The 26,027-nt window shown below is 64.7% G+C and carries 24 protein-coding genes; 10 read left to right on the forward strand and 14 right to left on the reverse strand.

Annotated features, from left to right (window positions below):
• Positions 1-26 precede the first annotated feature (26 nt).
• Positions 27-848: an AraC family transcriptional regulator gene (locus FAY22_RS18555; RefSeq protein ID WP_146331945.1), complete on the forward strand. Its 822-nt coding sequence runs from the start codon at positions 27-29 to the stop codon at positions 846-848.
• Between the two features lie 14 nt (positions 849-862).
• Here the strand turns inward: FAY22_RS18555 and FAY22_RS18560 are convergent, their stop codons facing one another.
• Complete coding sequence (locus tag FAY22_RS18560; protein ID WP_146331947.1) at positions 863-1,450, reverse strand: LysE family translocator; 588 nt, start codon at positions 1,448-1,450, stop codon at positions 863-865.
• 179 nt (positions 1,451-1,629) lie between these two features.
• Here FAY22_RS18560 and FAY22_RS18565 point away from each other — a divergent pair, with 179 nt between their 5' ends.
• Both FAY22_RS18565 and trpS read left to right on the forward strand, forming a co-directional pair.
• The gene (locus tag FAY22_RS18565) at positions 1,630-2,058 is read left to right on the forward strand and encodes a hypothetical protein (RefSeq protein ID WP_146331949.1); all 429 of its coding nucleotides are present in this window, start codon (positions 1,630-1,632) and stop codon (positions 2,056-2,058) included.
• Between the two features lie 224 nt (positions 2,059-2,282).
• Positions 2,283-3,293, forward strand: a complete 1,011-nt coding sequence (gene trpS / locus FAY22_RS18570) for a tryptophan--tRNA ligase (protein WP_146331951.1) — start codon at positions 2,283-2,285, stop codon at positions 3,291-3,293.
• A gap of 83 nt (positions 3,294-3,376) precedes the next feature.
• On the opposite strand, the gene FAY22_RS18575 is transcribed toward trpS, so the two are convergent.
• Together FAY22_RS18575 and FAY22_RS18580 are read right to left on the reverse strand one after the other, a co-directional pair.
• A complete protein-coding gene (locus FAY22_RS18575; RefSeq protein WP_146331953.1) occupies positions 3,377-3,658 on the reverse strand; it encodes a DUF2798 domain-containing protein in 282 nt (93 codons plus the stop codon).
• A gap of 16 nt (positions 3,659-3,674) precedes the next feature.
• The gene (locus tag FAY22_RS18580) at positions 3,675-3,995 is read right to left on the reverse strand and encodes a hypothetical protein (protein ID WP_146331955.1); all 321 of its coding nucleotides are present in this window, start codon (positions 3,993-3,995) and stop codon (positions 3,675-3,677) included.
• A 148-nt stretch (positions 3,996-4,143) separates the two neighbouring features.
• Between FAY22_RS18580 and FAY22_RS18585 the strand changes: the two genes are divergently transcribed.
• The gene (locus FAY22_RS18585; protein WP_146331957.1) at positions 4,144-5,118 is read left to right on the forward strand and encodes a LysR family transcriptional regulator; all 975 of its coding nucleotides are present in this window, start codon (positions 4,144-4,146) and stop codon (positions 5,116-5,118) included.
• Positions 5,119-5,200: 82 nt separating this feature from the next.
• Positions 5,201-6,535 carry a GGDEF domain-containing protein gene (locus FAY22_RS18590; RefSeq protein ID WP_146331959.1) on the forward strand — a complete coding sequence of 445 codons (1,335 nt, stop codon included), beginning with the start codon at positions 5,201-5,203 and terminating at the stop codon, positions 6,533-6,535.
• 11 nt (positions 6,536-6,546) lie between these two features.
• Here FAY22_RS18590 and FAY22_RS18595 read toward each other — a convergent pair whose 3' ends face one another.
• From FAY22_RS18595 to FAY22_RS18630, 8 genes are all read right to left on the reverse strand, one after another.
• Positions 6,547-7,887 (reverse strand): DEAD/DEAH box helicase, encoded by a 1,341-nt coding sequence (locus tag FAY22_RS18595; RefSeq protein ID WP_146331961.1) that lies wholly within the window; start codon positions 7,885-7,887, stop codon positions 6,547-6,549.
• Positions 7,888-8,137: 250 nt separating this feature from the next.
• Entirely contained in the window at positions 8,138-9,259 is a 1,122-nt protein-coding gene (locus tag FAY22_RS18600; protein WP_146331964.1) for a hypothetical protein, read from the reverse strand.
• Between the two features lie 185 nt (positions 9,260-9,444).
• Positions 9,445-14,343 (reverse strand): HAMP domain-containing protein, encoded by a 4,899-nt coding sequence (locus FAY22_RS18605; protein ID WP_146331966.1) that lies wholly within the window; start codon positions 14,341-14,343, stop codon positions 9,445-9,447.
• A 93-nt stretch (positions 14,344-14,436) separates the two neighbouring features.
• Positions 14,437-16,272, reverse strand: coding sequence for a bifunctional diguanylate cyclase/phosphodiesterase (locus FAY22_RS18610; RefSeq protein ID WP_246860565.1), 1,836 nt, complete (start codon positions 16,270-16,272; stop codon positions 14,437-14,439).
• 123 nt (positions 16,273-16,395) lie between these two features.
• The gene (locus FAY22_RS18615) at positions 16,396-16,695 is read right to left on the reverse strand and encodes a hypothetical protein (RefSeq protein ID WP_146331970.1); all 300 of its coding nucleotides are present in this window, start codon (positions 16,693-16,695) and stop codon (positions 16,396-16,398) included.
• A gap of 27 nt (positions 16,696-16,722) precedes the next feature.
• Positions 16,723-17,490 carry a hypothetical protein gene (locus tag FAY22_RS18620; RefSeq protein WP_246860566.1) on the reverse strand — a complete coding sequence of 256 codons (768 nt, stop codon included), beginning with the start codon at positions 17,488-17,490 and terminating at the stop codon, positions 16,723-16,725.
• 85 nt (positions 17,491-17,575) lie between these two features.
• Positions 17,576-18,982 (reverse strand): alkaline phosphatase, encoded by a 1,407-nt coding sequence (locus FAY22_RS18625; protein WP_146331971.1) that lies wholly within the window; start codon positions 18,980-18,982, stop codon positions 17,576-17,578.
• A gap of 28 nt (positions 18,983-19,010) precedes the next feature.
• Entirely contained in the window at positions 19,011-20,438 is a 1,428-nt protein-coding gene (locus tag FAY22_RS18630) for an alkaline phosphatase (protein WP_371417311.1), read from the reverse strand.
• Positions 20,439-20,631: 193 nt separating this feature from the next.
• On the opposite strand from FAY22_RS18630, the gene FAY22_RS18635 reads away from it, so the two are divergent.
• A complete protein-coding gene (locus FAY22_RS18635) occupies positions 20,632-20,976 on the forward strand; it encodes a copper-binding protein (RefSeq protein ID WP_146331973.1) in 345 nt (114 codons plus the stop codon).
• Positions 20,977-21,052: 76 nt separating this feature from the next.
• Here the strand turns inward: FAY22_RS18635 and FAY22_RS18640 are convergent, their stop codons facing one another.
• The 3 genes from FAY22_RS18640 to FAY22_RS18650 all read right to left on the reverse strand — a co-directional run bounded on the left by FAY22_RS18640 (position 21,053) and on the right by FAY22_RS18650 (position 22,410).
• Entirely contained in the window at positions 21,053-21,469 is a 417-nt protein-coding gene (locus FAY22_RS18640) for a DUF411 domain-containing protein (protein ID WP_146331976.1), read from the reverse strand.
• Between the two features lie 109 nt (positions 21,470-21,578).
• Positions 21,579-22,079, reverse strand: coding sequence for a protein-disulfide reductase DsbD N-terminal domain-containing protein (locus tag FAY22_RS18645; RefSeq protein ID WP_146331978.1), 501 nt, complete (start codon positions 22,077-22,079; stop codon positions 21,579-21,581).
• Between the two features lie 154 nt (positions 22,080-22,233).
• On the reverse strand, positions 22,234-22,410 hold the full coding sequence (locus tag FAY22_RS18650; RefSeq protein ID WP_146331980.1) for an SHOCT domain-containing protein: 177 nt from the start codon (positions 22,408-22,410) through the stop codon (positions 22,234-22,236).
• Between the two features lie 235 nt (positions 22,411-22,645).
• Between FAY22_RS18650 and FAY22_RS18655 the strand changes: the two genes are divergently transcribed.
• From FAY22_RS18655 to FAY22_RS18670, 4 genes are all read left to right on the forward strand, one after another.
• Positions 22,646-23,032: a hypothetical protein gene (locus FAY22_RS18655; RefSeq protein ID WP_146331982.1), complete on the forward strand. Its 387-nt coding sequence runs from the start codon at positions 22,646-22,648 to the stop codon at positions 23,030-23,032.
• 87 nt (positions 23,033-23,119) lie between these two features.
• Complete coding sequence (locus FAY22_RS18660) at positions 23,120-24,316, forward strand: TolC family protein (RefSeq protein WP_146331984.1); 1,197 nt, start codon at positions 23,120-23,122, stop codon at positions 24,314-24,316.
• A complete protein-coding gene (locus FAY22_RS18665; protein ID WP_146331986.1) occupies positions 24,313-24,870 on the forward strand; it encodes a hypothetical protein in 558 nt (185 codons plus the stop codon). The genes FAY22_RS18660 and FAY22_RS18665 overlap by 4 nt, the downstream gene beginning before the upstream one ends.
• An 8-nt stretch (positions 24,871-24,878) precedes the next feature.
• On the forward strand, positions 24,879-26,018 hold the full coding sequence (locus tag FAY22_RS18670) for an efflux RND transporter periplasmic adaptor subunit (RefSeq protein WP_146331988.1): 1,140 nt from the start codon (positions 24,879-24,881) through the stop codon (positions 26,016-26,018).
• Positions 26,019-26,027 lie beyond the last annotated feature (9 nt).

Consider the following 26,027-nt stretch of genomic DNA (forward strand, 5'->3'; position numbering starts at 1 on the left):
CATACTCACCGACCAAGACCAGCGACGTGCCCCCTCCTGTACTCCCTAATCACCAGTTCTGGCGCGATGAGGCGCTGCCGTTTCTAGAAGCCCGCGCCATTCACGACGGCCGCGCCGTCTGCTATGCGCGGCATGCGCACGAAACGTTCTCGATTGGGACGGTCACTGGCGGGCAGAGCATCTATGTCAATGGCAAGGTTCGGGAACGCATTGCGGCCGGCGCCGTCGTCGTGATGAATCCGGGCGATGCCCATGCCTGCAATCCGCTCGGCCACCAACCATGGTCATATCGCATGCTCTACGTGGATGCACTCTGGCTCAATCGCCTGCAGCACGAGCTGGGCTTCAGCAAGAACCGGGGCTTGCGGGCATTTTCAACGCGCGTGACATACAGCCCCAGCCTGTACGCCGGCCTGAACCAGCTGTACGCGATATTGAACGACGAGCGCGCAGAACAGTTGCACAAGCATAGCGCTGCCATCAGCTTCTTCGCCGAAGTGCAGCGACAGCTCGACCCTGCACCCGGCGTGCCGGCCGAAGCGAACCACAAACTGGCGCGCGCCGCCGAATACATCGACGCGCATTGCACGCGCACCCTGAAGCTGGATGAAATTTGCACGGCGGCCGATCTTTCCGCGTCCTACCTGATCCGCGCATTCAAGCAGCGCTACGGCATGACGCCGCATGAATATCTGCTCAACCGCCGCATCCAGTTCTGCCGCGCACGGCTGCGACGCGGCCAGGCGATTGCCGACCTGGCACTGGAGGCGGGGTTCGCCGACCAGGCGCATTTCCAGCGCGCATTCAAGCGGCTGGTGGCAGCCACGCCCGGCCAGTATCGGGGATAAGCGGGCGCGGCATCCTACGCCGCAAGCAGGCCGGCTGCGCTCACGGCGATGAATGCGGCCATCAGGCGGTTCAGCAAGCGGACATGCCGGGGCTCATGCAAGTATTTGCGCAGCATGCTACCGGCCAAGGCCCAGCACGCAATCGATCCGTAGCAAATCACGAAATAGATCGCCGTGAACTGCCAGACCAGCATGCGGTTTCCATCAATGGCATACGCGCCCATGCCGGCCAGCGCAGCCAGCCATGCCTTCGGATTGAGCCATTGCATCGCTGCACCGTACATGAACGAGGGGCTTTGCGCCGGCCCGCCCGCATCCAGCGTTCCGTCATCGCTCACCAGCTTGTAGGCCATGAAGAAGAGGAAGGCGATGCCGGCCCAGCGAACCGCATCGGTCAATTGCGGCCACTGGCGCATCAGTTCGTACAAGCCCAGGCCGGTCAGCAAGAGCAGCAGCGTAAAGCCCAGCGTCGCGCCCGTCACATGCTGCATGCTGGGGCGCAAGCCGTAGCGGGCGCCGGCGCCTAGCGCAACGAGATTGACCGGGCCGGGGGAAATCGATGATGCCAGCGCAAATGCTGCCATGGAAAGAATGCCGCTCATCCGTTGACCTCGCGTCCGTTATCCTGAAATACCAGCGCCGCAGCTTATCCGGGAGCGCGTGTCGCGTATTGAAGAAAATTACCCTTGCCGCAGACTGAACACTTGGCCAGAACCTGCACAAGCGCATCCAAAAGTGTTTAAATCAAGCTACGCTGCTTTTTCCGAAGGGATGCATTGCGATGGCCTTGATCCTGCCCTGCTATTACCTGGACGAACCGTTGAACGAGGAAGAACTGCACTTCGTCCGGCAGACGCTGGTCGGCCCCTGGGCCAGATTCAAGACAGGCGCCGCCGGCCTGGAGCAAAAGCGCGTGCCGGCCGTGCTGCCCGTGCCCGGCGCGCATGGCGTCTATGCGAAAAGCCGCGAGCAACGCGCCGAATGCCTGCGCGCCAACCTGCGCCATGCCGGCATCCGCGCCTATAACGGACGGCAAGTAGTGTGGGTCATGCCGCGCGACACTGAATGGGATGCCATCTTCCAGTTCGCGATACGCGAGGAAACCGGCTACGCCCCCTACGTCGCACAACGCTGGTTCCCGCAGGACGAGGCGCTGGTGCGCGGCAGCGTGCGTGTGGTCGATACCCAGATGCTGATCAGCGCGCTGTAGCGCACTCGCGTAAAGGTGCTGCTTGACAAGCAGGCGCCGCGCTGCGACGATAAACACATGCTGTTATTCACATCTCACCGCCGTTTGCATTGGTGGCCGCGCTAACGAGCGCGGCTGCTGGATTGCGATGTGATTTTCCCAACGTAATTTTCGATGAACGCCGCCTCTATCGGGCGGCGTTTTCGTTTTTGCGCATCTTGGTGGAGGCCGACAAAGGAGCCTCCATGACACAAACCGCCCATACCACCATCCTGACCGGCGACCGCCCGACCGGGCCCTTGCACCTCGGCCATTTCGTCGGCAGCCTGCGCAACCGCGTGGCCTACCAGCACGACTACCGGCAATTCATCATGCTGGCCGACGCCCAGGCCCTGACCGACAACATGGACGACCCCGGCAAGGTGCATCGCAACGTCATCGAAGTCGCCCTCGATTATCTGGCGGTGGGCATCGATCCGGCGCGCTCGACCGTGTTCATCCAGTCGCAGCTGCCGGAGCTGGCCGAGCTGACCTTCTATTACCTGAACCTGGTCACGGTGGCCCGGCTGGAGCGCAATCCGACGGTCAAGGAAGAAATCCGCCTGCGCGGCTTCGAGCGCGACATCCCGGCCGGCTTCCTGTGCTATCCGGCCAGCCAGGCGGCCGACATCACCGCCTTCAAGGCGACGCTGGTGCCGGTCGGCGAAGACCAGGTGCCGATGATCGAGCAAACCAATGAAATCGTGCGCCGCTTCAACCGCATCGCCGGCCGCGACGTGCTGGTCGAAGCCACCGCGCTGGTGCCGCCGGTGGGGCGCCTGCCGGGCATCGATGGCAAGGCGAAGATGAGCAAGTCGCTCGGCAACACCATCAACCTGGGCGCGACGCCCGACGAGATCCGCGCGGCAGTCAAGAAAATCTATACCGACCCGCTGCATCTGCGGGTCGAGGACCCGGGCCACCTCGAAGGGAACGTCGCCTTCACCTATCTGGATGCCTTCGACCCCGACCAGGCGGGCTTGGCCGAGCTGAAGGCGCGCTACGTACGCGGCGGGGTGGCCGATAGCCTGGTCAAGCGCCGCCTGGAAGACTGCCTGCAGGAATTATTGACACCGATCCGCGCGCGTCGCAAACAGCTTGCGCAAGACCGTGGCCATATCCTGCAGGTGCTCAGGGAAGGCACCGAGAAGGCGCGCGCCGTAGCGGCCAGCACGCTGGACGAAGTCAAGGCGGCGCTCGGCCTGCGCCATTTCTGAGACTGAAAAAAAACCCCGCGAGGCTCGCGCCTGCGGGGTCAATCCACCTATTGCAATGAAAGGGGGAGGAGACAACTTGTGCGCTACGCGGCGCGGGCGTCCTGCTTGAGACTGCGCGCCAGCCAGCGCGTGACCGGACCGAGCACATAGGTCAGCGGAAAGGCGATCGGCCACGACGTCAGCCAGGCTTCCATCCAGGCACCGACGAAATCGTTGCCGGCGCCCAGCCACATCAGGCGCAGCACGGCGCTCGTCACCAACATGACCACCCCGCTCAACAGCAATGCCGGCAACATCGACGCCAGCGCGCGCGAACGGCGCAAGAGTTGCGTCGGAGCCACAGATGCATGCAACAGCGTGGTCATGGTGCTGTGCAACCGCTCAATTGCCGCGCGCGGCGATGGCGCGCAATTCGGCGGCCAGGGCAGGCTGGGTGCCTTCGTAGTCGCGCGCCAGGCGGTTGAGCATCAGGACGCCTTGCATGGTGCGGCGTGCAGTGCGTTCTTCCAGCGTGCGGCGCGGCTTGACGACCAACAACGCGGCGCGCAGCAAGCCGACCAGCAGCGGCTTGAACATCACGAACAGGGCAGCCAGCACGGAAAAACCGAGCAGCGGGCGCGCCATGCTGATGGCGGTGCCGGCAAACGCTTCGGCAACCGGCAGTGCGGCTTGGGCGGGGAAGGCGATAGTCAGGATAGACATTATTTACTCCAATCAACTTTTTCTTTGCTGCATTGCACTATAGACAGACGAAAGTTATATAGCCAATTTCAAATCCACATATCAGCTATAATCTTCGTGAATAACTTAAAATTCGTTTTCTTTTTAATAATCAATCATTTGCGCTGCCATGAGCTTTCTGACACTGGATCTGAATCTGCTGCGTGTGTTTGACGCGGTGATGACTGAGCAAAACCTGACGCGCGCCGCCAGCCGTCTTGCAATGACGCAACCCGCGGTCTCGAACGCCTTGCGGCGCCTGCGCGACGCGCTCGGCGACGAATTGCTGATCCGCACCGCGCATGGCGTCAAGCCCACGCCACGCGCCGAAAACCTGTGGCCATCGGTGCGGCGCGCGCTGTCGGAACTGGAAGAAGCGATCGAGCCGGAACAGACCTTCGATATCGCCAGCGCGCAGACAACATTCCGTATGGCAATGGCCGACGCGACTGCGGCGCTCTGGCTGCCGTCGCTGGTACGCTCGATCGAGCGCGAGGCGCCGGGCATCATGGTGCGCATGGTGCCGCTGACGACGCGCGAGCCGCGCCCGATGTTGTTGCGAGGCGACATCGACCTGGCGGTTGGCTTTTTCCCGGGCGTCGTCGCTCAGCTCGCCGGCGGCCAGCAGAACGTGTCGGTTTCGCCGATCCGGCACGAGCAGCTGTATTCGGGCCGCTACGTGTGCGTCATGCGCAAGAACCATCCGCTGGCCGGCCGCGAGCTGACGGTCGATTCCTACTGCGCGGCGAATCATGTGCTGGTGAGCTTTTCCGGCCGCGCCCACGGCCTGGTGGACGAGGCGCTGGCGCAGCTGGGACGCGAACGGCGCATCCTGCTGACGGTCAACCAGTTCTTCACCGCCGGGCGCGTGGTGGCCACCTCCGACCTGATCATGGTGCTGCCGCAGCACCTGATCGCCTCCACCGGCATGCCCGGCGGCTCGCTGGTGATGAAGGAGCTGCCGTTCGCGATGCCGAACATGCACATCGACCTGCTGTGGCATGAACGCGATACGCGCAGCCCGGCGCACAAGTGGCTGCGCGCGCACCTGAGCGGCACGACCAGGGAAACGATGACGAAAGCGGGAATCGTGCCGGTGGCGTAACGCTGGGCAAGGCAGCGCAGGAAAAGGCGCTGTCGCCAGGCGGGGCGCACTCCGCCCGGCGATATTGATATATTCTTGGCAGATGGATACCAGTGCGCCTGCCTTGCAGCCCAATATCGCCGACCTCTTGCTCGACGCGGTCTTCCTGGTCGATGTCGGCGGGCACGTCGTGTACGCGAGCGCGGCATGCGAGCGTATCCTCGGCTACACGCCGGCCGAGTTGATCGGCCGGTCCCTGATGGATTTCATCGTGCCGGAAGACCGCGCGCGGACCCTGGAAGAAGCCCGGCATGTCATGGCCGGGCACCCGCGCATCGGGTTCGAAAACCGCTATATCCGCAAGGACGGCCGCCAGGCGCATATCATGTGGTCCGCCCGCTGGTCGGAAGCGGACCAGCTGCGCATCGGCGTGGCGCGCGACGTCACCGAACGCAAGCATGCGGAAGAAATGCAGGCCGCGCTCTATGCCGTGTCCGAGGCGGCCCATGCCGCCACCGACCTGCGCGCCATGTACCGGGAAATGCACCGCATCGTCGCGCAACTGGTGCCGCTGGCCGGGTTCGCCGTCGCCACCTACGATCCCAGGACCAAGCAGCTCGGCTTCGCGTACCAGAGGGATTTGCACGGCAACTCGCCGCTCATCCAGGAAGCGGCCGCGCGCCAGTATTGCATCGAGGTGATCGGCAGCGGGCAGCCGCTGCTGCTGGCCGATGATTTGCTGCTAACCCCACCTGTCGAAAACGCCATGCCCGGCAGCGGGGCTTGCCTGGTGCTGCCGCTCATTACTCAACAGGAGGCGATCGGCGCCCTGGTCCTGAAAAGCCTGCCGGGCACGATCTACTCCGACAAGGAAAAGGAACTGCTGCAATTCGTCTCGGCGCAGGTAGCGACGGCGATGGAACGCAAGCGCCTGAACGGCGAGCTGCTGCGCGCGGCGCGTCACGACGAATTGACCGGCCTGCCGAATCGCCGCCTGTTCCACGACCGCATGGCCTCGGCGCTGGCCAGATGCAAGCGCAAGCAGGGACGCCTGGCGCTGCTGTACCTCGACATCGACGATTTCAAGCAAGTCAACGACAGCTACGGCCACGCGGCCGGCGACCTGTTGCTACAGGAAGTCGCGCAACGCCTGGCACGGTGCGTGCGAGAGGAAGACACGGTGGCGCGGCTGGGCGGGGACGAGTTCGTGGTGCTGCTGGAGGAGGTGCACGGGCCGGACGATGCGTCGCACATCGCGGACAAGATCCGCGGCGCCGTGCAGCAGCCGGTCCACATCGACGGCCTTGCGTGGCAAACGCGCACCAGCATCGGCACGGCGCTCTATCCCGAACACGGATTGGAAGCGGAAGACTTGATCAAGCATGCGGACAAGGCCATGTACCGCGATAAACGGTCCAAGGCCCGCGCATTCAAATAACCCGCAGGGCGTCAGGAGACGCGGCTGCGCGCGCCGGTCCCGCGTTCCGTCTTGCGGCGCTGTCCGGCGGGCTTGGTCGCCGGCGTGGCGCCCTTGGTACCCTTGGCGTCTTGCGACGCGCGTTGCTGCGGCGGACGTTGCTGGCGCTGGGCAGAGGGCGCAGGGCCGCGCCGCCCTTGGCTGCGCCGGCCGTTTTCGATCGGTTCGGCCTTGATGCGCGGGTCGACCTCGAAGCCGGCCATGGCCTTGACCTCGATCTCGCGCTTGAGCAGGCGCTCGATATCGCGCAACAGCTTGTGCTCGTCGACGCACACCAGCGACACAGCCTGGCCGGCGCTGCCGGCGCGTCCGGTGCGACCGATGCGGTGCACGTAATCTTCCGGCACGTTCGGCAACTCGTAGTTGACCACGTGCGGCAGCAAATCGATGTCGATGCCGCGCGCGGCGATATCGGTCGCGACCAGCACATGCAGCTTCAGGCTCTTGAAATCGGCGAGCGCGCGGGTGCGTGCGCCCTGGCTCTTGTTGCCGTGAATCGCGGCGGAGCGGATGCCGGCCTTGTCGAGTTTTTCGGCCAGGGCATTGGCGCCGTGCTTGGTGCGGGTAAACACCAGCACCTGATGCCAGCCGTTGTCTTCGATGAGCTTGACCAGCAGATCGCGCTTCCTGCCCTTGTCGACGTGATAGACGCTTTGCGCGACCATGTCGGCCGTCGCGTTGCGCGGCGCCACTTCCACCTGCTGCGGATTGTGCAGGTAGTTCGCTGCGAGTGCGCGGATCTCGTCGGAAAACGTGGCGGAAAACATCAGCGTCTGCTTTTTCTTGGGCAGTCGGGCGACGACGCGGCGGATATCGTGGATGAAACCCATGTCGAGCATGCGGTCGGCCTCGTCGAGAATGAAAATCTCGATGCCCGACAGATCGACGTTGCCTTCGCCGACATGGTCGAGCAGGCGGCCTGGCGTGGCAACGATGATATCGACGCCGGAACGCAAGGCCTGGGTTTGCGGCGCCATGCCGACGCCGCCGAAGATGACGGCGGACTTGAGCGGCAGGTACTTGCCGTAGGTGCGCACGCTGTCTTCGACCTGCGCCGCCAGTTCGCGCGTCGGCGTCAGCACCAGAACGCGCGGCTTGCTGCGCGCCGGGGCGGCACGGTTGCCGAGCAGTTGCAGGACCGGCAGCGTAAAGCCGGCGGTCTTGCCAGTGCCGGTCTGGGCCGCCGCCATCAAGTCATGCCCTTTGAGCACGACGGGAATCGCCTGTGCCTGGATCGGGGTGGGCTTGTCGTAGCCTTGTTCGGCAACGGCGCGCAGAATGTCGGCGCATAGGCCGAGATCGGTGAAATGCATAGAGAATTGCTCCGGGAATCCGCCTTGCGTGCTTGGCACGAACCAGTCTAAGGGGAATCGCTGATGGAAATGAACGCGGAAAGAGGATCTGATCGCGGGCGTCGACACGCAGGCTGGCAAGAGGACCAACGCGGGCCCAAGTGTAACACCGATCGGTGAAGCGCACCGGGCGGGACGTGATGGCACCGCCCGGCGTGAAGAACGCCCGCCATGGCGCGGGCATTCCTGCTTCAAGCTGCCCCAAGCATCTTCAGTCGGCGCTGTTGTTCTCGTTGTGAAAACCGAACATCATCTGCACCATGTTGTACTCGCCGATCGGCGCGCCCGGGTCGCCGATGACCTGCATCAGCTGGTTGCAAAAACGGGTGGTGTGCTTGCCGGTGCCTTCGAAGATGTCGTGGTATTCGGCGCGGCCCCAGATGTAGAAGTACTTCTTCCCCTGCTGCACCGCGGCCAGTTCCTCGGCGCCGATGCTGCCGGGCGTGCCTTCGACCAGCGCGCGCGGCCCGGCGATGGCGTTCACCGTGTCCTGCCGGTCGCCCGGAAAATCGTAATCCTGCGGCAGCGGTTCATCGAGCAAGCGATACGTGGTGGTGATCTCCAGCCCCTTGGTCGGCGTGTTGCCGCTGTTTTCCCACACCGGGTGCAGCGTCCAGCGGTACTGGCCGGTGGCATCGTCAAGATGCAGGAAGGTTTTGAACTCGCGCAGGAACATGAAAGCGCGCTGCCCCGCGACCAGCGCATTCTCCGCGGTGCGCGCCGTCTTTTCCGCCGCCTGCGCGGTGTCGCCGGTGGCCCGCGCCGTCTGCTCCAGGCGGCGCGACTGGGCGCGCGCGATGCTCACCAGCAGGCCGGCCAGCAGGACGAGCAGGACATCGGTGGCCTTGACCTGGTACAGGAAGTTGTCAAGCCAGCCGGGCTGCGTGGGCGCTGCCGGCGGCACCGGCGCGGCGGCGGGCTTGGGCGCAGGGACATCCTGCGCCGCCAGCGCGGGCGCGGCGACCTTTTCCGCCGCCACGCTTGCAGGGGATGGCAAGGCGACGGGAGCGCTATCGTCCGCAGCCTTGATGGGCGCGGCATGAACCGGCGCAATATTGGCCGGCTCGGCATTGGCGGCCGGCTCGTCGGCGGCGGCGCCGGCCGTGCCCGACGCACCCGATGCGCCCGGTGCCTGTTCCCGGGTGGCGGCTTTCGCCGCATGCCGGCGCGCGCGGTGCGCGTGATGGGATGACGGCTTGCTGTCCTGAGCGGCGGGTGCAGGCGCGGCGGCGGCTTCCGGCTTGGCATCCGCCGCCGGTTCTTCCTGTGCCAGCGCCGATTGGCCGACGCTGCAGGCGAGCAGGAGCGCGGCAAAAACATGTCTTACTTTCATTGATCTTCCCAGTTGAATTGAACGATTGCCACGCCGCCCGCGCTGTGCGCATGCGGGGCGGGGGCTGTCGAGTGCTGTTAGTCTGGGAAAACTTGCCGGAGTTCAATATCGGCGGATGCCGGGGAAGCCACTATTGCCGCCGTAGCCATGCCCCGTCCCCGTGTGCGCGGGGACGGAGGCCGGATTCAGCGGCTCTTGTGCAGCCATACCCGCAGCAATGACAGCAACTGGCCGATATCGACCGGCTTGGTGATGTAGTCCGAGGCGCCGGCGGCGATGCACTTGTCGCGGTCGCCCTTCATCGCCTTGGCGGTCAGGGTGATGATGGGCAGCGCCTTGAACTGTGGGATGCTGCGGATGGCGCGCATGGTGTCGTAGCCATCCATCTCCGGCATCATGATATCCATCAGCACGATCTCGACATCCGGCTCCCTTTGCAGCACCTCGATGCCGTTACGGCCGTTTTCCGCGTACAGCACCTTCATGTCCTGCCGTTCCAGCGCCGAGCTCAAAGCGAAGATATTGCGCAGGTCGTCGTCCACCACCAGCACCTTGCGCCCGGCCAGCCCGGTGTCGGCCGCCTGAGCCTCTTCGAGCATGCGGCGCTGCGGCTCGGGCAGGCTGTCGTGCGAGCGGTGCAAAAACAGCGCGGTTTCGGCCAGCAGTCTTTCCGGCGAGCGCACGTCCTTGACCACGACGCTGGTGGCGACGCGCTGCAGGCGCGCAAGCTCCGGCGCGTCCAGGTCGGCGGCGGTGTAGACCACGATCGGCAGCGCCGCCAGGCGCGGATCGGCGCCGATCCGGTCGAGCAGGTCGGCGCCCTGCATGTCGGGCAGGGCGAGGTCGAGCACCATGCAGTCGAAGTGCGACGCCTGCAGCAGCGCGAACGCCTCGCGTCCCGTGCCCACCGCGTCGATATGCACGTCGCCGTCGCCGATCAGGTCGACGATGGCCTGCCGCTGCACCGGATCGTCCTCCAGCACCAGCAGCCGCCGCTTGCCGCTCTTGGCGAATTGCTGGATGCGCGCGAATTCTTCCTGCAGGCGCGCGGCGGAAAGCGGCTTGTCCAGATAGGAGATGGCGCCCTGGCGCAGCACGCGCTCGCGCTCGTTGTGCCCGGACATCACGCATACCGGGATGTGGCGCGTGGCCGGGTCGCGCTTCAGGCGCTCCAGCACGGCCAAGCCGTCGGCATCGGGCTGGTCGATGTCGAGCAGGATGGCGGTGGGCAGGTAGTCGCGCGTCAGGGTCAATGCCGCATCGGGCTGCGGCGCGACGATACCCTTGAAGTTGTGCTCGCGCGCCTGGTTGAGCAGCGACTTCGCATACTGCTGGTCGTCCTCCACGATCAGCACGGCCGGATCGCCCGGCGCCACCAGCGCGCGGTCGTCGGCCGGCACCTCGCCGCCGGCGCCCGAGGATACGAGGGGCTGCGACGCGACGACGTCGATCGCCTGCACCGGCGCATCGTCCGCCTGCGCGTCATCGCCGCCATGCGCCGCCTGCGGGCGCGGCTGCGCCGACAGGTCGGTGTAGACCAGGCCTTCGCGGCTGTACGGCAGGTACAGCGTGAACGTGCTGCCGACGCCGATTTCGCTTTCGACACGGATCTCGCCGCGCAACAGGCGCGCCAGCTCGCGGGAAATCGACAGGCCCAGCCCGGTGCCGCCGTACTTGCGCGCGGTGCTGCCGTCGGCCTGCTGGAACGCCTCGAAGATCAGCTGCAGCTTGTCGGCGGCAATCCCCACGCCGGTGTCGGTCACCGAAAACGCCAGCACGCCGTCGGCTTGCGCGAAATTCGGATTGTCCGCGCTCCAGCCGCCCTGCGCCATGCCGATTCTCATCGCCACCCGGCCGCGCCCGGTGAACTTGAAGGCGTTCGACAGCAGGTTCTTCAGGATTTGCTGCAGGCGCGTGGTGTCGGTCATCATCGACGGCGGCAGCGTGGGCGCGAGCTCGATCGAAAAATCGATCTTCTTGGCATCGGCCATGTGGCGGAAGGTGCGCTCGACGTAAGCGCGCAGCGTCTCGAAACGGTACTCGCTCATTTCCAGCGTGACGGTGCCGGACTCGATCTTGGACAGGTCGAGGATGTCGTTGATCAGCGTGAGCAGGTCGCTGCCGGAACCGTAGATGGTCCGGGCGAATTCCACCTGCCGCTCGGAGAGGTTGCCGTCCGGGTTGTCCGACAATTGCTGTGCCAGGATCAGCAAGCTGTTCAGGGGCGTGCGCAACTCGTGCGACATGTTCGCCAAAAACTCGGACTTGTACTTCGACGACAGGGCCAGCTGCGTCGCCTTTTCCTCCAGGGCCAGCTTGGCCTGTTCCACTTCGCGGTTCTTGCGCTCCACCTCGTTGTTCTGCTGCGACAGCAAGCGCGCCTTTTCCGCCAGCTCCAGGTTGGTCTGCTGCAGCTCCTGCGCCAGTGATTGCGATTGCCGCAGCAGGCTCTCGGTGCGGCTGTTGGCCTCGATCGTGTTGAGCACCACGCCGATGGTTTCCATCAGTTGGTCGAGGAAGGACAAATGGGTTTCGGTGAAGCGGTCCAGCGAGGCGATCTCGATCACCGCTTTCACCTGCTGCTCGAACAGGATCGGCAGCACCACGATGTTGGTCGGGGGCGCTGCGCCCAGGCCCGAGGAGATCTGGATGTAATCGCGCGGCACGTTGGTGAGCCAGATGCGCTGCTTTTCCAGCGCGCATTGGCCGACCAGCCCTTCGCCGGGCAAGAACGAGGTCGGCAGCTTGCGGCTGGAGCGGTAGCCGTAGCTGGACGTCATGCGCAGGCGGGCGTCGTCGTCGCCCGAGTCCATCATGTAGAACACGCCGTGGTGGGCCGACACCAAGGGCGCCAGTTCCGACAGGATCAGGGTGGTGACGGCGGACAGGTCGCGCTGGCCCTGCAGCAAGCGGGTGAAGCGCGCGAGATTGGTCTTGAGCCAGTCCTGCTGGGCATTCTTTTGCGTGGTTTCCTTCAGGTTGCGGATCATCTCGTTGATGTTGTCCTTCAGGTCCGCCACTTCGCCGCGCGCCTCGACCTGGATCGAGCGCGACAGGTCGCCGCGCGTCACCGCCGTGGCCACTTCCGCGATCGCGCGCACCTGGTTCGTCAGGTTCGCCGCCAGCTGGTTGACGTTCTCGGTCAAATCCTTCCACGTGCCCGAGGCGCCCGGCACGCTGGCCTGCCCGCCCAGCTTGCCTTCCACGCCCACCTCGCGCGCCACGCGCGTGACTTCCGAGGCGAACGAGGAGAGCTGGTCCACCATCACGTTGATCGTGTTTTTCAGCTCCAGGATTTCGCCCTTCACATCTACCGTGATCTTCTTCGACAAGTCGCCGCGCGCAACAGCCGTGGTCACCTCGGCAATGTTGCGCACCTGGCCCGTCAGGTTCGACGCCATGAAGTTCACGTTGTCGGTCAAATCCTTCCAGGTGCCGCCCACGCCCGGCACATACGCCTGGCCGCCGAGGTTGCCTTCGGTGCCCACCTCGCGCGCGACGCGCGTGACCTCCGAGGCGAACGACGACAGCTGGTCAACCATCACGTTGATGGTGTCCTTCAACTCCAGGATCTCGCCCTTCACATCGACCGTGATCTTTTTCGACAGGTCGCCGCGCGCCACGGCCGTGGTCACTTCCGCGATGTTGCGCACCTGACCCGTCAGGTTCGACGCCATGAAGTTCACGTTGTCGGTCAAATCCTTCCAGGTGCCGGCCACGCCGCCCACGTTGGCCTGGCCGCCCAGTCTCCCCTCGGTGCCGACCTCGCGCGCCACGCGCGTGACTTCCGACGCAAACGAATTCAACTGGTCCACCATCACGTTGATCGTGTTTTTCAGCTCCAGGATTTCGCCCTTCACGTCCACCGTGATTTTCTTCGACAGGTCGCCGTTGGCCACCGCCGTGGTCACATCGGCGATGTTGCGCACCTGCGCGGTCAGGTTGCCCGCCATCGAGTTCACCGAATCGGTCAAATCCTTCCAGGTGCCGGCCACGCCCTTCACCTGCGCCTGGCCGCCCAGCTTGCCCTCGGTGCCGACCTCGCGCGCCACGCGCGTGACTTCCGAAGCGAACGAGGAGAGCTGGTCCACCATCACGTTGATGGTGTCCTTCAGCTGCAGGATCTCGCCCTTCACGTCCACCGTGATCTTTTTCGACAAGTCGCCGGTCGCGACCGCCGTCGTCACTTCCGCAATGTTGCGCACCTGCGCCGTCAGATTACCCGCCATCGAATTGACCGAGTCGGTCAAGTCCTTCCAGGTGCCGCCCACGCCCGGCACATAGGCTTGCCCGCCCAGCCGTCCCTCGGTGCCCACCTCGCGCGCTACGCGCGTCACTTCCGAGGCGAACGAGCGCAGCTGGTCCACCATCGTGTTGATCGTATCCTTGAGCTGCAAAATCTCGCCGCGCACGTCCACCGTGATCTTCTTCGACAGGTCGCCGTTGGCCACCGCGGTGGTCACGTCGGCGATGTTGCGCACCTGCGAAGTCAGGTTGCCGGCCATCGAGTTCACCGAGTCGGTCAAGTCTTTCCAGGTGCCGGCCACGCCCGGCACATTCGCCTGCCCTCCCAGCTTGCCCTCGGTGCCGACCTCGCGCGCCACGCGCGTGACTTCCGACGCGAACGACGAGAGCTGGTCGACCATCGTGTTGGCGGTCGAGGCCGCGCGCAGGAACTGGCCCTTCAACGGGCGGCCGTCGACGTCGAGCGACATTGTCTGCGACAAGTCGCCCTTGGCCACCGCGCCGATGACGCGCGCCATTTCGGTGGTCGGGTGCACCAGGTCGTCGATCAGGGTGTTGACCGACTTGACCATGGCGGCCCAGCCGCCCGACACCGCCGGCACCGAGGCGCGCTGCGACAGGCGGCCTTCGCGCCCGACCACCTGGCTGACCTCGGTGACGCCCTTGACCATCTGCTCGTTGGTTTCGATGATGTCGTTGAGCGTGTCGGCAATCTTGCCGGCCAGCCCCGTCCAGTCCGACGGCATGCGCACCGAAAAGTCGCCCTTCTTGAGCGCCTTGAGCGTGGCCAGCAAGACGGCAGCGTCGAGCTCGTCCGCTGTCTCTGTTTTCATGTCCATGACAGTGTTTCCTTTGGCAATCCGGGAAGAACGGGAGGGCGCATCGTGATGCGCCGGATGGGGCTCAACGCAAGCGGCGCATCGCGATGCGCTCTACGCGTTGCTGGTATGCAGGAAGCGTTCGACCAGCGAGTCGGCCGGCAGCGGCTTGCTGTAGAAATAGCCCTGGTGCTCGTCGCAGCCGAGTTCCTGCAGGATGTCGAGCTGCTCCTGCGTTTCGACGCCTTCGGCCACCACACGCAGCGTCAGCGCGCGCGCCATCATCACGATGGCCGAGACGATGGCATGGTCGCCCAGGTCCTTGCCCAAGTCGCGCACGAAGGATTGGTCGATCTTGAGGATGTCGATCGGCAGCGATTTCAGCACCGACAGCGAGGAGTAGCCGGTGCCGAAATCGTCGATGGCGATCGTGATGCCGCTGTCGCTGATCTGGCGCAGCACCGACGACGCCTTGTCGACGTCCTCGATCAGCAGCGATTCGGTGATCTCCAGCTGCAGCGACGACGGCGGCACGTCGTAGCGGAGCAGCGCGCGGTGTATCACCTCGGGCAGGTCGGCGTACAGCTGCGGGATCGAGATGTTGACCGCGATCGGCAGGTTGGGGAAGACCTTGGACGAATACTGCCAGGAGCGCGCCTGCTCGCAGGCGGCGGCGATCACCCATTCGCCGATCGGCACCACCTGCCCGGTCTCGACGGCGGCCTGCATGAACTGGCCGCCGGAGAGCAGTCCCAGGCGCGGATGATGCCAGCGCAACAGCGCCTCCACGCCGGCCACGCGGCCGGATGCCGCTTCCACCTTGGGCTGGTAGTACAGCTCGAATTCATTGTTTTCCAGCGCCTGCTGCAGCTCCTGCTCCAGTCGGGAACGTTCGAGCATCTTCGCATTGAGCTCCTCGTGGAAGAATTGCATGCTGCCGCGCCGCTCCTGCTTGGCGTGGTACATCGCCAGGTCGGCGCTGCGCATGAGCTCGTTCACCGTGGCCCCGTCCTGCGGGAACAGGCTGATGCCCACCGAGGCCGAGGTGCTGATGCTTTGCGATTGCACCGAAAACGGCGCGGCGTTGGCCTTGATGATTTTCCTGGCCACTTCCGCGGCAGCGTTATACGAAGGCAGGTCTTCCATCAGCACCACGAATTCGTCGCCGCCCAGCCGCGCGACCATGTCGGCGCTGCGCACCGAATGCCGCACGCGCTCGGCCACCTGCAGCAGCAGTTCGTCACCGGCATCGTGGCCGAGCGTGTCGTTGATGCTCTTGAACTTGTCCATGTCGAGAAACAGCAGCGCCAGCCGCTCGCCGTGGCGCGAGGCGCGCATGATCGCGTGCTCCAGGTGTTCCACCAGCGAGCGCCGGTTCAGCAGGCCGGTCAGGGCATCCTTGGTCGCCAGTTCGTTGGCGCGTTCCTCGGCCTGGCGGCGCTCCTCGATTTCCTTTTCAAGGGCGGCATTGATGCGTCTGAGTTCTTCCATTTGCTGCACCTGTAGGTCGCGGTTGATCAGCGCCAGCGTTTCTTTTTGCGACTGCAACTGGATATTTTTCCTGGCCAGCTCGATGAAGACGCCGACCTTGCTATGGAGCATTTGGGGAATGACGGGGCTGATCAGGTAATCGACCGCACCGTGCTGATAGCCCTTCAGACGGTGCATTTCGTCGGCGTAATAGGCGGTGATGAAAATGATCGGCACCGACGCCGAGCGCGGGTGCGAATGGATGGTGGCGGCCGTTTCGAATCCGTCCATGCCCGGCATGCTTACATCGAGCAAGATCACGGCGAACTGCTGGTCGAGCACCTTGCGCAAGGCTTCGGCGCCGGACATCGCCGTCACGACTTCATATTCGTCGGCATGCGGTCCATGGGTCAGCAGGGTTTGCAGGGCAAGCAGGCTTGCAGGGTGATCGTTGACCAGTAGTACTTTTGGCTTGAACAATTGATGGGCCTCACTGATGGCATACACCGCCGCAAAAACCTCAAACAGATTGCCGCATTTCCCTCCCGTCCGTTCTGTTGCGGCACAAGGGAAGCGCTTCAGCCAAAAAATAGGCGTGTTCGATCAGGCTGCCGGTAAGAGGGACAATAGGAGCGACCTTCCCTGACGGCGTTGCCTGTTTGAATGTTTCTGGGCGTTATTAATAGAAATAATGGTTTCCTTTAGAAGCATGAATTGAATCAACGTTCCCTGACTGCCGATGAAAAAATAGGAAGCGGAGCTAGATAATTTCAACACAGCAACGCCGCGCACCGCGAACATTGCCGGGAAGAATTTCTTTGGGTAAATAACGAGAAAATGTCCCGGCCGGCGGGACATGAAAGAAGATGAGCGGTGCAGCCGCATGCCGGCCGCTAATTTCACTAGCGCAACATCATGGCGCGCAAGCGCTCAATCGAGGAAATCGGCGTATTCCTTTTGCGCGTAGCCCTGCAAGCCTTTCCAGGGCAAGACCGTGGCGAGCGCCGCCCGGGGCTTGACCTCGATGCGCTGGAAAAAGCGGCCCTGGCGGTCGCCGCTCTCGACCACCAGCGGGATCATCTTCCTTTCATCCCACAGCACGCGCTGGAACACGCCGTTCCTTTCCCTTTCGCGCCAGCGCGCGCCGGGCGCGGGCGAGGGCCGGTTCGACAACGGCAGCGCGGCGACGCTTTGCGGATCGAGCAGGAAAAAGGCATTGGTCCAGGAGCCGTCGAAGTTCACGTTGTCGTAGTCGGCCGGCGCAATCGCCACCACTTCCCGCTCGCGCGCGTCGACAAACTCCAGCCTCGGCTGGCCGCCTTCGCGCACCACGTGGCGCGACAGCACCGCGTAATTGAAATGCTTGTGCTCATGCGTGCGGGCGGATGCCTGCTGCGCGGCGGCGCCCCGGTCTTCATGCGCATGATCGTCACCATGATCGTGTGCCACCTCTTTCGGCAGCACCCGCGCGACCCATACGTGATCCCTGCGGCGCAGCATCGTTTCATCGTAGCGGCTTTCGCGCAGCACGCCTTCCGCGGTCAGCACGCGGGTGTAATAGCGGATCGCCAGGTCGAGGTCCGGGCCCTGCGCGGCGGGCTGCGGCTTCGATGCCTGAGCGAATGCGGGAACGGCCAGCAGCAGCGCGCCGGCGGCGGCGAGGGCGCGGCGCCGCAAATTCTGGATGGAGTACGGCATATGGTCTTCTTTCAGCAAGGGTCAGGGCTGCGTCCCTCACCTTGCCAGGGGCGGGACGCAGCCAGGTGGCGGATGAAACGGCGTGTCAGAAACCGAACGCCGTCTTCAGCAAGCCGAACACCTTGGTGTTGTCCAGCGTGCCCTTGAACACCTTGGCGCCTGCGCCGGTGGCCAGCAACTTGACGTCGCCGCCGCCATGCGTCTCGCTCGCCAGGCGCACGCCGCTTTCCTGCTGATAGCTATCGGCCAGCACGGTGGCGCTGTCGAGGCTGGCGCGCAGGTTGGGGCGGTGCGGGCCGTTGCCGAACACTAGCGTGGTGTAGGTGTTGCCGTCGGCATCGGTGGATGGCTGGCCGTCGCGGTAGCCGCGGTTGATGTCGAGGATCGGATTGCCGCGCTTGCCATAGCCGTTGAAGGTCAGCGTATGGTCATGGTCGGCGGTTACCACGATCAGGGTGTTGGCCAGCGTCGGATCGGTCTGTCTGACCTTGTCCAGCGCCGCCTGCACCGCGTCGTCGAAGGCGATGGTGTCGACCAGCGCGCGCTTGGCGTTGGTCGCGTGCAGCGCGTGGTCGATGCGGCCGCCTTCGACCATCAGGAAGTAGCCGTTCGCGTTCTGCGACAGGATGTCGATTGCCTTGGTCGTCATCTCGGCCAGGCTGGGTTGGTTCGCGCCTTCACCGAGCGGCGGGGTGGCGGTACGGTCCAGTTCGTATTCCAGGTGGCTCTTGCTGCTGTAGAGACCGATGAATTTCTTGTTGTTCGGCGCGGCATTCATGTCGGTCTTGGTGGCGGCCACGGTGTAACCCTTGGCGGCCAGCTCGGCCAGCAGGTCGCGGCCGTCGGCGCGGCCCTTCGGATTGGTGGTCGCGTCATACGGCGTGAAATGGTTGCGCCCGCCGCCCATCAGCACGTCGACGCCGTCACCCAGCGCACTGTTGTAGCCGGCGCCGCCCGGCACCGCCTGCGCCGCGATCGCATACTGCGCGTCGCGGTGGCATATGTGCGCATAGGTGGCGGCCGGAGTGGCGTGCGTGAGCTCGGTGGTGGTGATGGCGCCGACCGCCTTGCCCTTGGCCTTGGCCAGTTCCAGGATGGTGGCGACCGGCGTGCCGTTCGACGGCGCGCAGTTGTTGATGGTGGCATTGCCGTTGCCATCCTTGCTCGGCGCCACGGCGACCGTGTTGGACGACATCGACAGCACTTCGTTGTTCATCTTCACGCCGGTCATGTAGGCCGACATCGACGGCGCGCTGTCGGTGGTCTGCGCGTCGTTCGAAAAGGTCTTGATGCGCGCGGTGCGCTCCAGCTTTTCGAAGTTGAGTGCGCCTTCTTCCTTGACCTTGTAGATGCGCGCGGCGGTGATGGTGGTCGGGCCCATGCCGTCGCCGAGGAAGAAGATGACGTTCTTGGCTTCGCCGGCGGCGAATGCCGGAGCGGCCAGGGCGGCGTGGGTAGCGATAGCTGCCGCGATGAGGGTGCGTTTGATCATGGTGGGTTCTCCTGTATTCGGGGCGGCGTTACAGTCCGGTCGCGTTGCGGACCAGGGTGAACACTTGCGTGTTGTCGATCGTGCCGAGGAAGCTGTCGGCGCCCTTGCCGATCGCGCCCAGGAAGACGTCGGTGCCGCCGTGCGTTTCGCTGCCGGCCGCCATGCGCACCACCGCTTCCTGGTGATAGGTGTCGGCGCCGGCGGTGCTGTCGTCCAGGCTGGCCATCGCGGAACGGCTGCTCTGGGTGCGGTTTTCACCGTTGCCAAAGCCGATGATGGTGTAAGGCGCGCCATCCAGGTCCTTGGCCACCGAGCCGTCCACATAGCTCTTCAGTACGCCCAGCACGCCGGGGCTGCCGGCGGCGGTCTTGCCGGTGCGCTTGGCATAGCCGTTCAGCACCAGCGTGTGGTCATGGTCGGCGGTGACCACGATCAGCGTGTTCTTCAGGGTGGGGTCGGATGCGCGCGCCTTGTCGAGCGCGGCCTTGATCGCGTTGTCGAACGCGACCGTGTCCTGCAGCGCCTTCTTGGCGGTGGTTTCGTGCAGCGCATGGTCGATGCGGCCGCCTTCGACCATCAGGAAATAGCCCTTGTCGTTCTTGTTGAGGATGTCCATCGCCTTGGTGGTCATCTCGGCCAGGCTCGGTTCCTTGGAGGCGTCGCGGTCCAGGTCATAGCTCATGTGGCTGGAGGTGAACAGGCCCACCAGGCGGTCGGTCTTGGCCGGGTCGATCGCGTTGAACTCGCCGGCATTGGCGGCGTAGGCATAGCTCTTGGCCTTCAGCTCCGCGATCAGGTCGCGGCCGTCGGCGCGCTTGCCGCCGGCGGACACCGGCAGGAAGAATTGCCGGCCGCCGCCGAGCACGACGTCGATGCCGTTCGCGCCCAGCGCGGCATTAAAGCCGGCGCCGCCCGGCACCAGCGCGGCGGCGATATCGTTTTCCAGGTCGCGGTGGCAGATGTGCGCATAGGTCGCCGCCGGCGTCGCGTGGGTGACGCGGGTGGTGGTCACCACGCCGGTCGAAAGCCCCTTGCCCTTGGCGATTTCCAGCAACGTCTGCACCGGCTGGCCATTGCTGCTGCCGCAGGCATTGGCCAGCTTGTTGCCGTTGGCATCGGCCACCGGATCTTTGGCGATGGTGTCGGACGACATGGACAGCACTTCATTGTTCATCTTCACGCCGGTCATGTAGGCTGACATCGACGGCGCACTGTCGGTCACCTGCGCATCGTTGGAAAAGGTTTTCACGAACGCGGTCTCGGGCAGCGTGTCCATGGTGAGGTCGCCGTCTTCGCCTACCGCATAGATGCGCGCCGCGGTCATGGTGGTCATGCCCATGCCGTCGCCCAGGAAAAAGATCACGCGCTTGGGCTCTTCCGCCGTTTGCGTGGCGGTGCCGCAAGAACTCAGTAATGCGGCCGTCAGCACGGCCGCGATGATTCGTTTTGTCATCATTTCTCGCCTCCAGCTTGAAAAATTGCCAATGTAGAGGCGAAATATGACGGCGACATGAAGCTTGCATGACTGTTTAATGACACGCCGCGCCACGTTCAAGGTCGTTCATATCGGGCGCGGGATGTTGCCGCCGCACGCGGATGGCGATTATCCTGTGTGCCGCCATCAAGGCACGAAATCTGGAAAGGAAAGCATGATGAAACTACTGTCGCAATTCGCCCTGGCGGCCGCGCTCGGCCTGTCTTATGCATCGTCGGTGTTGGCCGCCGATGAGCACACGCACATGCATGCGCATTCCGACGCCGCGCAGGCCGGCGCGATGAGCGAGGGCGAAGTCAAGAAGGTCGACCGGCAGGCGGGCAAAATCACGATCAAGCACGGCCCGCTGGAGAACCTCGGCATGCCCGGCATGACGATGGCGTTCCGCGTGAAGGACGCGGCGATGCTGGATCAGGTCAAGGTTGGCGACAGGATCAGGTTCGTCGCGGGAAAAGCCGGCGCGGCCTACTCCGTCGAGCGTCTGGAAGTCGTCAAGTAAGTCAAGGAAGAGCAGACAGGGATGCGCGGGCAGGCGCGGGCGTCTCGCGCCCGGCATGCCCGGCGGGCAAGCAGTATCAATCCTTCGAAAACTGCTTGCCGGAGAAATCGACGGTGACGAGGTTGCCGTCCATTTTGCCCATGCCGGGCGAGTTGGCCGGCATGCCGGGGGCGGCAACGCCATGGACCTTCGGCTGCGCGATCAGCTTCTTGATCGCGGTAGCCGGCACATGGCCTTCGATAACCTGGCCGGAAGCGTCCAGCACGGCGGTATGGCAGGATTCGAGCTGTTCCGGCACGCCGAGACGCTTCTTGATGGCGGACATGTCGCTGGAATTGACGGGCTTGACCTTGTAGCCCGCCTCGCGCAGGTGCGCGATCCAGCCTTCGCAGCAGCCGCAGTCCGGATCCTTGTACACGGTGATCGCTTCGCCGTAGGCGTGGGCGAGGGTGGATGCGACGGCCAGCGCCGCCGCAATCATCAGCTTCTTCATGGGAACTTCCATTTATCCAATTCAACCGGCAAATACCGGCCCGGAAAGTTAATCACCGGCAACACGGTTGATGACATGATTCAAGTCAAGTTTTGCAGTCTTCAGACCGTTACGGCAACACCAGGTTCACGCTTTTCTCGATCGGCGGATAGCAGACGCCCAGCTTTTCCTGGCAACCCTGGTACGACGCGACCAGCGTGACGGCCTTGCCCTTGGTGCCCTTGTCGAGCGCGATCTCGACCGGCACCGCCTTCTTGTACACTTCCGTGCGTCCCAGGATCAGGTCGTTCTTCAACTCGCCCGCCGGCAGTTTCACCGTGCGGATGGCGACGTCGCCGCTCTTGAGCGTGAAGCGGATTCTTTCCTTGTACAGGTAATAACCGTTTGCCGGCACCAGTTCGGCCGCCACCGCGCCGCCGCCTTTGGCCGACACTTTCAGCTTGAACGCCTCGTCCGGCTCCAGCAGGGCCTCTTCCTTGGAGCTGGGAAAAACGCCGGCCAGCTTTCCCTGCAGGCCGGGCGCGGGCGACTGCTGCGCGAGCGCATGTGCGCTCCAGCCGAGCGCGCAAAGCGCGAGCAAGAAGCTCGCGCAACGTTGGTTGATCTGCATTGCATCTCCTTCAAGGTGTGCGGAATTCGGGGACGGCGCTTGCCGTTTTGTCATGCGCGCCTGTGCAGCGCATGCGCCATTGTCCCATCAACGCGCGTAACGCGCTGCCGCCAGGTACATACCCCGCCGGAGCTGCAATTGCCGCGGTATCAGTTCATGCCGCGCCTTCGGCGCGGGCATCAGCCTCATCCAGGTCGGCTTCGGCGAGCGAGGCCCATTCGTCGCGCAGGTAATTGGTCGGTACCAGGGCCAGCAGGATGATCATCAGCCAGAACAGGGCCAGCCCGAGCGATTCGAGCCAATGCCATTGCATCGCATGGTTCCACATCATCGGTCTTCCTCCTGGCAGGGCGGGCTGTGCGGCCGCCGCATTCCGCTTGCGGCAAGGCGCAAGCCAACATGATTCATGATGTTTGTTTTACCGATTCGACACCGCAGTCTCCTTGATACGCATCAAGCGAAAAGCGCCGCGCCGCCGCGCCTGCAGCAATGCGTTCGGTCCGCGCCGTCCGGGCGCGCTATTGACAATGTCATTCCAGGGTCGTTAGCATGTCCAGGCTATGCGCTTGTTCCGCTTCTTTCTGGTATTGCTGATCAGTGTCGCGCTGCCGTTCACCAATGTGGCCGCAGCGGCGATGGTGCATTGCGCGCAGGAAGCCACTCAGGTGCAAGCCAGCGATATCGGCATGCATGCTCATCATCATGCAGCGCAGGCACAGCAGGACACGGCGCAACATCATGCGCACCATGCTTCCGGCAAGGCGGAAAAAAGCAGCGACGGATGCAGCCAGTGTTCCTACTGCCAGTCGTGCGCTTCAGCGTTTTTCCCCGCCGTCGACAGCCGGATGCCGGCGTTTTACGCGTCCGACATCAAGCCCGAGCTGGTCGCCGTCCCGGCGCCCACACCTCACCGTGATCCACTCTTTAGGCCTCCACGCCTGGCCTTCGCCTGACCGCGAAGGCATGCGTTTCTCCTAGTCCGTTTGCGCATCGCCTTCTGTAGCTACTGACCTTCGTTCACGCATACAGATGAGGTTTTCATGCGCCCATTCATTTGGGCATTGGGGCTGCTTGCCTGCGCCGGTGCGCAGGCAAGCCCCTATGCCAACCTGTTGGACAAAGCCTGGCTGCGGCTGCCGCAAGCGCAGTCGCAGCCAGCACGCGAAGCGGAACTCGACGCCAGCCGGGCCGCCGCTTCCAGCGTGTTTCCGTCTCCTCCCGCGCTCGAATTGGCGCATCGCACCGACCGTTTCAACGACAACGCCGGCGCGCGCGAAATCGAAGCCGCGCTCGCCATGCCGCTGTGGCTGCCGGGAGAAAGAGATGCCCGCAAGGAGCTGGCCGCATCCGAAGCGCAGCGTTACAGCGCCGAACAGCTGGCACTGCGCCTGCAATTGGCGGGCGAGCTGCGCGAAGCGATCTGGCAGGTGAAGCTGGCTGAAAACGCACGCACGCTCGCCCTGGGCCGCTTGGCATCGGCGCGCCAGACCGAAGCCGATGTCGCGCGCCGCGTGAAGGCCGGCGACCTGGCGCGCTCGGATCTGCTGCTGGCGCAAGGCGAGACGATGGCGGCGCAAGCGGCGATCGCCGACGCCGAGGGCGAGCTGGCCGCCGCGCGGCAGGCATACACGCGCATCGTCGGCGACGAGGTGCTGCCCGCAGTCGAGGCGGAACAGGCAGAAACGACGGCCGCCGGCGGCGATATCGAAACGCACCCCGCGCTGGCGCTGCAACGGCGCCGCGTCGCCGCCGCCCAAGCGCGGCAGCGGCTGGTGACACAAACGCGGCGCGACAATCCCGAGCTGTCGGTCGGCACCCGGCGCGAGCGCGCAACGCCCGACGAACGCTATACCAACACGGTGACAGTGGCGCTGCGGCTGCCGTTCGGCACCGAATCGCGCAACGCGCCGCGCATGGCCGCGGCCCAGGCCGAGCTCACCGAGGCCGAGGCCGAATACCGGCGCCAGCGCTTCGACATCGAGCAAGGTATCCGCAAAGCCCTGCTCGACGTGGACATAGCCCGGCATCAGGCCGAGCTGGCCGCCGCGCGCCATGCGCTAGCGCAGGACAACCTGCAACTGGTGAAAAAGGCATTCTCGCTGGGAGAAAAAAGCCTGTTCGAATTCCAGCGCACCCAGGCGCTCGCCAACGAGGCCGAACTCGCCGCCAACCAAGCCGACATCACATTGAACCGCGCCTACGCGCGCCTGAATCAGGCAAAGGGACTGCTGCCATGAAAAAAAACCACGCCATCGTTTCACATTTCGCCGCACCGCTGCTTCTCTGCATCGGCGTCTCCATTGCTCCTGCCGCGTTCGCGCACGGCGGGGAAGATCACGGCGACAGCCATGCTGCCGTGCCGACGGCGCAAGCGCTCGCGCCCCGCACGGAAGCGACCTCCGACGAGACCGAGCTGCTGGCGATTTATCAGGACAAGCAGCTGACGCTGTACCTGTCCGATTTCAAGACCAACGCACCGATTGCCAACGCCAAGATCGAGATCGAAAGCGGCACCGACAAGGTGCTCGCGCAAGCCGACGGCGCGGGCCGCTACAAGGCCGCCGCGCCCTGGCTGGACAAACCCGGCACGCACGGACTGATGTTCACCATCGAGGGCGACAACGCCGCCGACCTGCTGGAGGCCAGCATCGCCATTCCGCAAGCGACCGAGCCCGGGCAAAGCAGCCGGATCGCCGGTTTCGCGCCGGCCGGCCTGATTGCCGCACTGGGCGGCGTGGGCCTCGTCGGCTTCCTGCAGGTCGGCCTGCGCCGCCGCGCCAAACACAAGTGAGATCGATCATGAGAAAAAACACATTCCTCCACGCCCTGGCGCTCGCTGCGGCACTGGTGCCGGCCGCAGCGATGGCGCACGGCGGCGAAGACCACGGAGAAGAAAAGCCGGCTGCCGCAGCGACGAACGCGCTGCCGACACCAGCCGGCAACGAAGCGCCGGCCCGCCTGGCCGACGGCAGCGTATTTCTGCCCAAGGCCAGCCAGAACCTGCTCGGCATCCGCACCGCGCAAGCCCAGGTGGGCCAGGTCAGCCAGACGCTCGAACTGAAGGGCCACGTCAGGGCCGACCCGTCGGCCGGCGGCCAGGTGCAGGCCACGCAGATGGGGCGCATCGTCGGCACGCGCGCCGGCCTGCCGGCGCTGGGCCAGGCGGTCAGGGCCGGCGAAGTGCTGGCATGGCTGGAACCGGTCACCGGCGGCGTCGAACTCGCCAACCAGCGCGCGCAACTGGCGCAAATCGATAGCCAGCTGCTGCTGGCCGAGCGCCGGGTGGCGCGCTATGCGCAGCTCGAAGGCACCGTACCGCAAAAGGAAATCGAAGCGGCCAGGGCCGAGTTGCAGGCGTTGAAGCAGCAGAAGGCGGCCATCGGGGGTGGCTTGAGCAACCGCCTCCCGCTCAAGGCCCCGGCAGCGGGCGTGGTCAGCAAGGTGGCGGTGGTGGCGGGACAGGTGGTCGAAGCCCGGCAAACCGCATTTGAAATCGTCGACCCGCAGCGGCTCATCGTCGAGGCGCTGGCCTATGACGCACGCACCATCGGCGACATCGCGTCGGTCTCCGGCAGCACCGCATCCGGCGACAAGCTCAAGCTGGCGCTGCTTGGCCGCGGCGTGGAGCTGCGCGAGCAGGCGTTACCGGTGCAGCTGCGCATCGCGCCGCCGCACCCGGTGCTGGCCGTGGGCGAGCCGGTGAACGTCTTCGTGCAGTTAAAACAGGAGAGAAAGGGCGTGGTGGTGCCGGTGTCCGCTGTCACCCGCGGCGCCTCGGGCGAACAGACGGTGTGGCTGCACACGGCCGCCGAGCGCTTCGCGCCGAAGAAGGTGCAGGCGCAAAGCCTGGACGCAGGCCACATGGTCGTCACCGCAGGGCTGGCCGGCGCCGAGCGCGTAGTGGTGCAGGGCGTGGCGTCTCTGGCGCAGGTGCGCTAAGGAGCCGCC

The organism is Noviherbaspirillum sp. UKPF54 (genome assembly GCF_007874125.1).
Classification (GTDB): domain Bacteria; phylum Pseudomonadota; class Gammaproteobacteria; order Burkholderiales; family Burkholderiaceae_D; genus Noviherbaspirillum.

What these genes read in the sequence shown, in the direction of transcription:
- FAY22_RS18560 (WP_146331947.1), bottom strand. Translation starts at nt 1,450, where the DNA reads ATGAGCGGCATTCTTTCCATGGCAGCATTTGCGCTGGCATCATCGATT.
- FAY22_RS18565 (WP_146331949.1), top strand. Translation starts at nt 1,630, where the DNA reads ATGGCCTTGATCCTGCCCTGCTATTACCTGGACGAACCGTTGAACGAG.
- trpS (WP_146331951.1), top strand. Translation starts at nt 2,283, where the DNA reads ATGACACAAACCGCCCATACCACCATCCTGACCGGCGACCGCCCGACC.
- FAY22_RS18575 (WP_146331953.1), bottom strand. Translation starts at nt 3,658, where the DNA reads ATGACCACGCTGTTGCATGCATCTGTGGCTCCGACGCAACTCTTGCGC.
- FAY22_RS18580 (WP_146331955.1), bottom strand. Translation starts at nt 3,995, where the DNA reads ATGTCTATCCTGACTATCGCCTTCCCCGCCCAAGCCGCACTGCCGGTT.
- FAY22_RS18585 (WP_146331957.1), top strand. Translation starts at nt 4,144, where the DNA reads ATGAGCTTTCTGACACTGGATCTGAATCTGCTGCGTGTGTTTGACGCG.
- FAY22_RS18590 (WP_146331959.1), top strand. Translation starts at nt 5,201, where the DNA reads ATGGATACCAGTGCGCCTGCCTTGCAGCCCAATATCGCCGACCTCTTG.
- FAY22_RS18595 (WP_146331961.1), bottom strand. Translation starts at nt 7,887, where the DNA reads ATGCATTTCACCGATCTCGGCCTATGCGCCGACATTCTGCGCGCCGTT.
- FAY22_RS18600 (WP_146331964.1), bottom strand. Translation starts at nt 9,259, where the DNA reads ATGAAAGTAAGACATGTTTTTGCCGCGCTCCTGCTCGCCTGCAGCGTC.
- FAY22_RS18605 (WP_146331966.1), bottom strand. Translation starts at nt 14,343, where the DNA reads ATGGACATGAAAACAGAGACAGCGGACGAGCTCGACGCTGCCGTCTTG.
- FAY22_RS18620 (WP_246860566.1), bottom strand. Translation starts at nt 17,490, where the DNA reads ATGCCGTACTCCATCCAGAATTTGCGGCGCCGCGCCCTCGCCGCCGCC.
- FAY22_RS18625 (WP_146331971.1), bottom strand. Translation starts at nt 18,982, where the DNA reads ATGATCAAACGCACCCTCATCGCGGCAGCTATCGCTACCCACGCCGCC.
- FAY22_RS18630 (WP_371417311.1), bottom strand. Translation starts at nt 20,438, where the DNA reads ATGATGACAAAACGAATCATCGCGGCCGTGCTGACGGCCGCATTACTG.
- FAY22_RS18635 (WP_146331973.1), top strand. Translation starts at nt 20,632, where the DNA reads ATGATGAAACTACTGTCGCAATTCGCCCTGGCGGCCGCGCTCGGCCTG.
- FAY22_RS18640 (WP_146331976.1), bottom strand. Translation starts at nt 21,469, where the DNA reads ATGAAGAAGCTGATGATTGCGGCGGCGCTGGCCGTCGCATCCACCCTC.
- FAY22_RS18645 (WP_146331978.1), bottom strand. Translation starts at nt 22,079, where the DNA reads ATGCAGATCAACCAACGTTGCGCGAGCTTCTTGCTCGCGCTTTGCGCG.
- FAY22_RS18650 (WP_146331980.1), bottom strand. Translation starts at nt 22,410, where the DNA reads ATGATGTGGAACCATGCGATGCAATGGCATTGGCTCGAATCGCTCGGG.
- FAY22_RS18660 (WP_146331984.1), top strand. Translation starts at nt 23,120, where the DNA reads ATGCGCCCATTCATTTGGGCATTGGGGCTGCTTGCCTGCGCCGGTGCG.
- FAY22_RS18665 (WP_146331986.1), top strand. Translation starts at nt 24,313, where the DNA reads ATGAAAAAAAACCACGCCATCGTTTCACATTTCGCCGCACCGCTGCTT.
- FAY22_RS18670 (WP_146331988.1), top strand. Translation starts at nt 24,879, where the DNA reads ATGAGAAAAAACACATTCCTCCACGCCCTGGCGCTCGCTGCGGCACTG.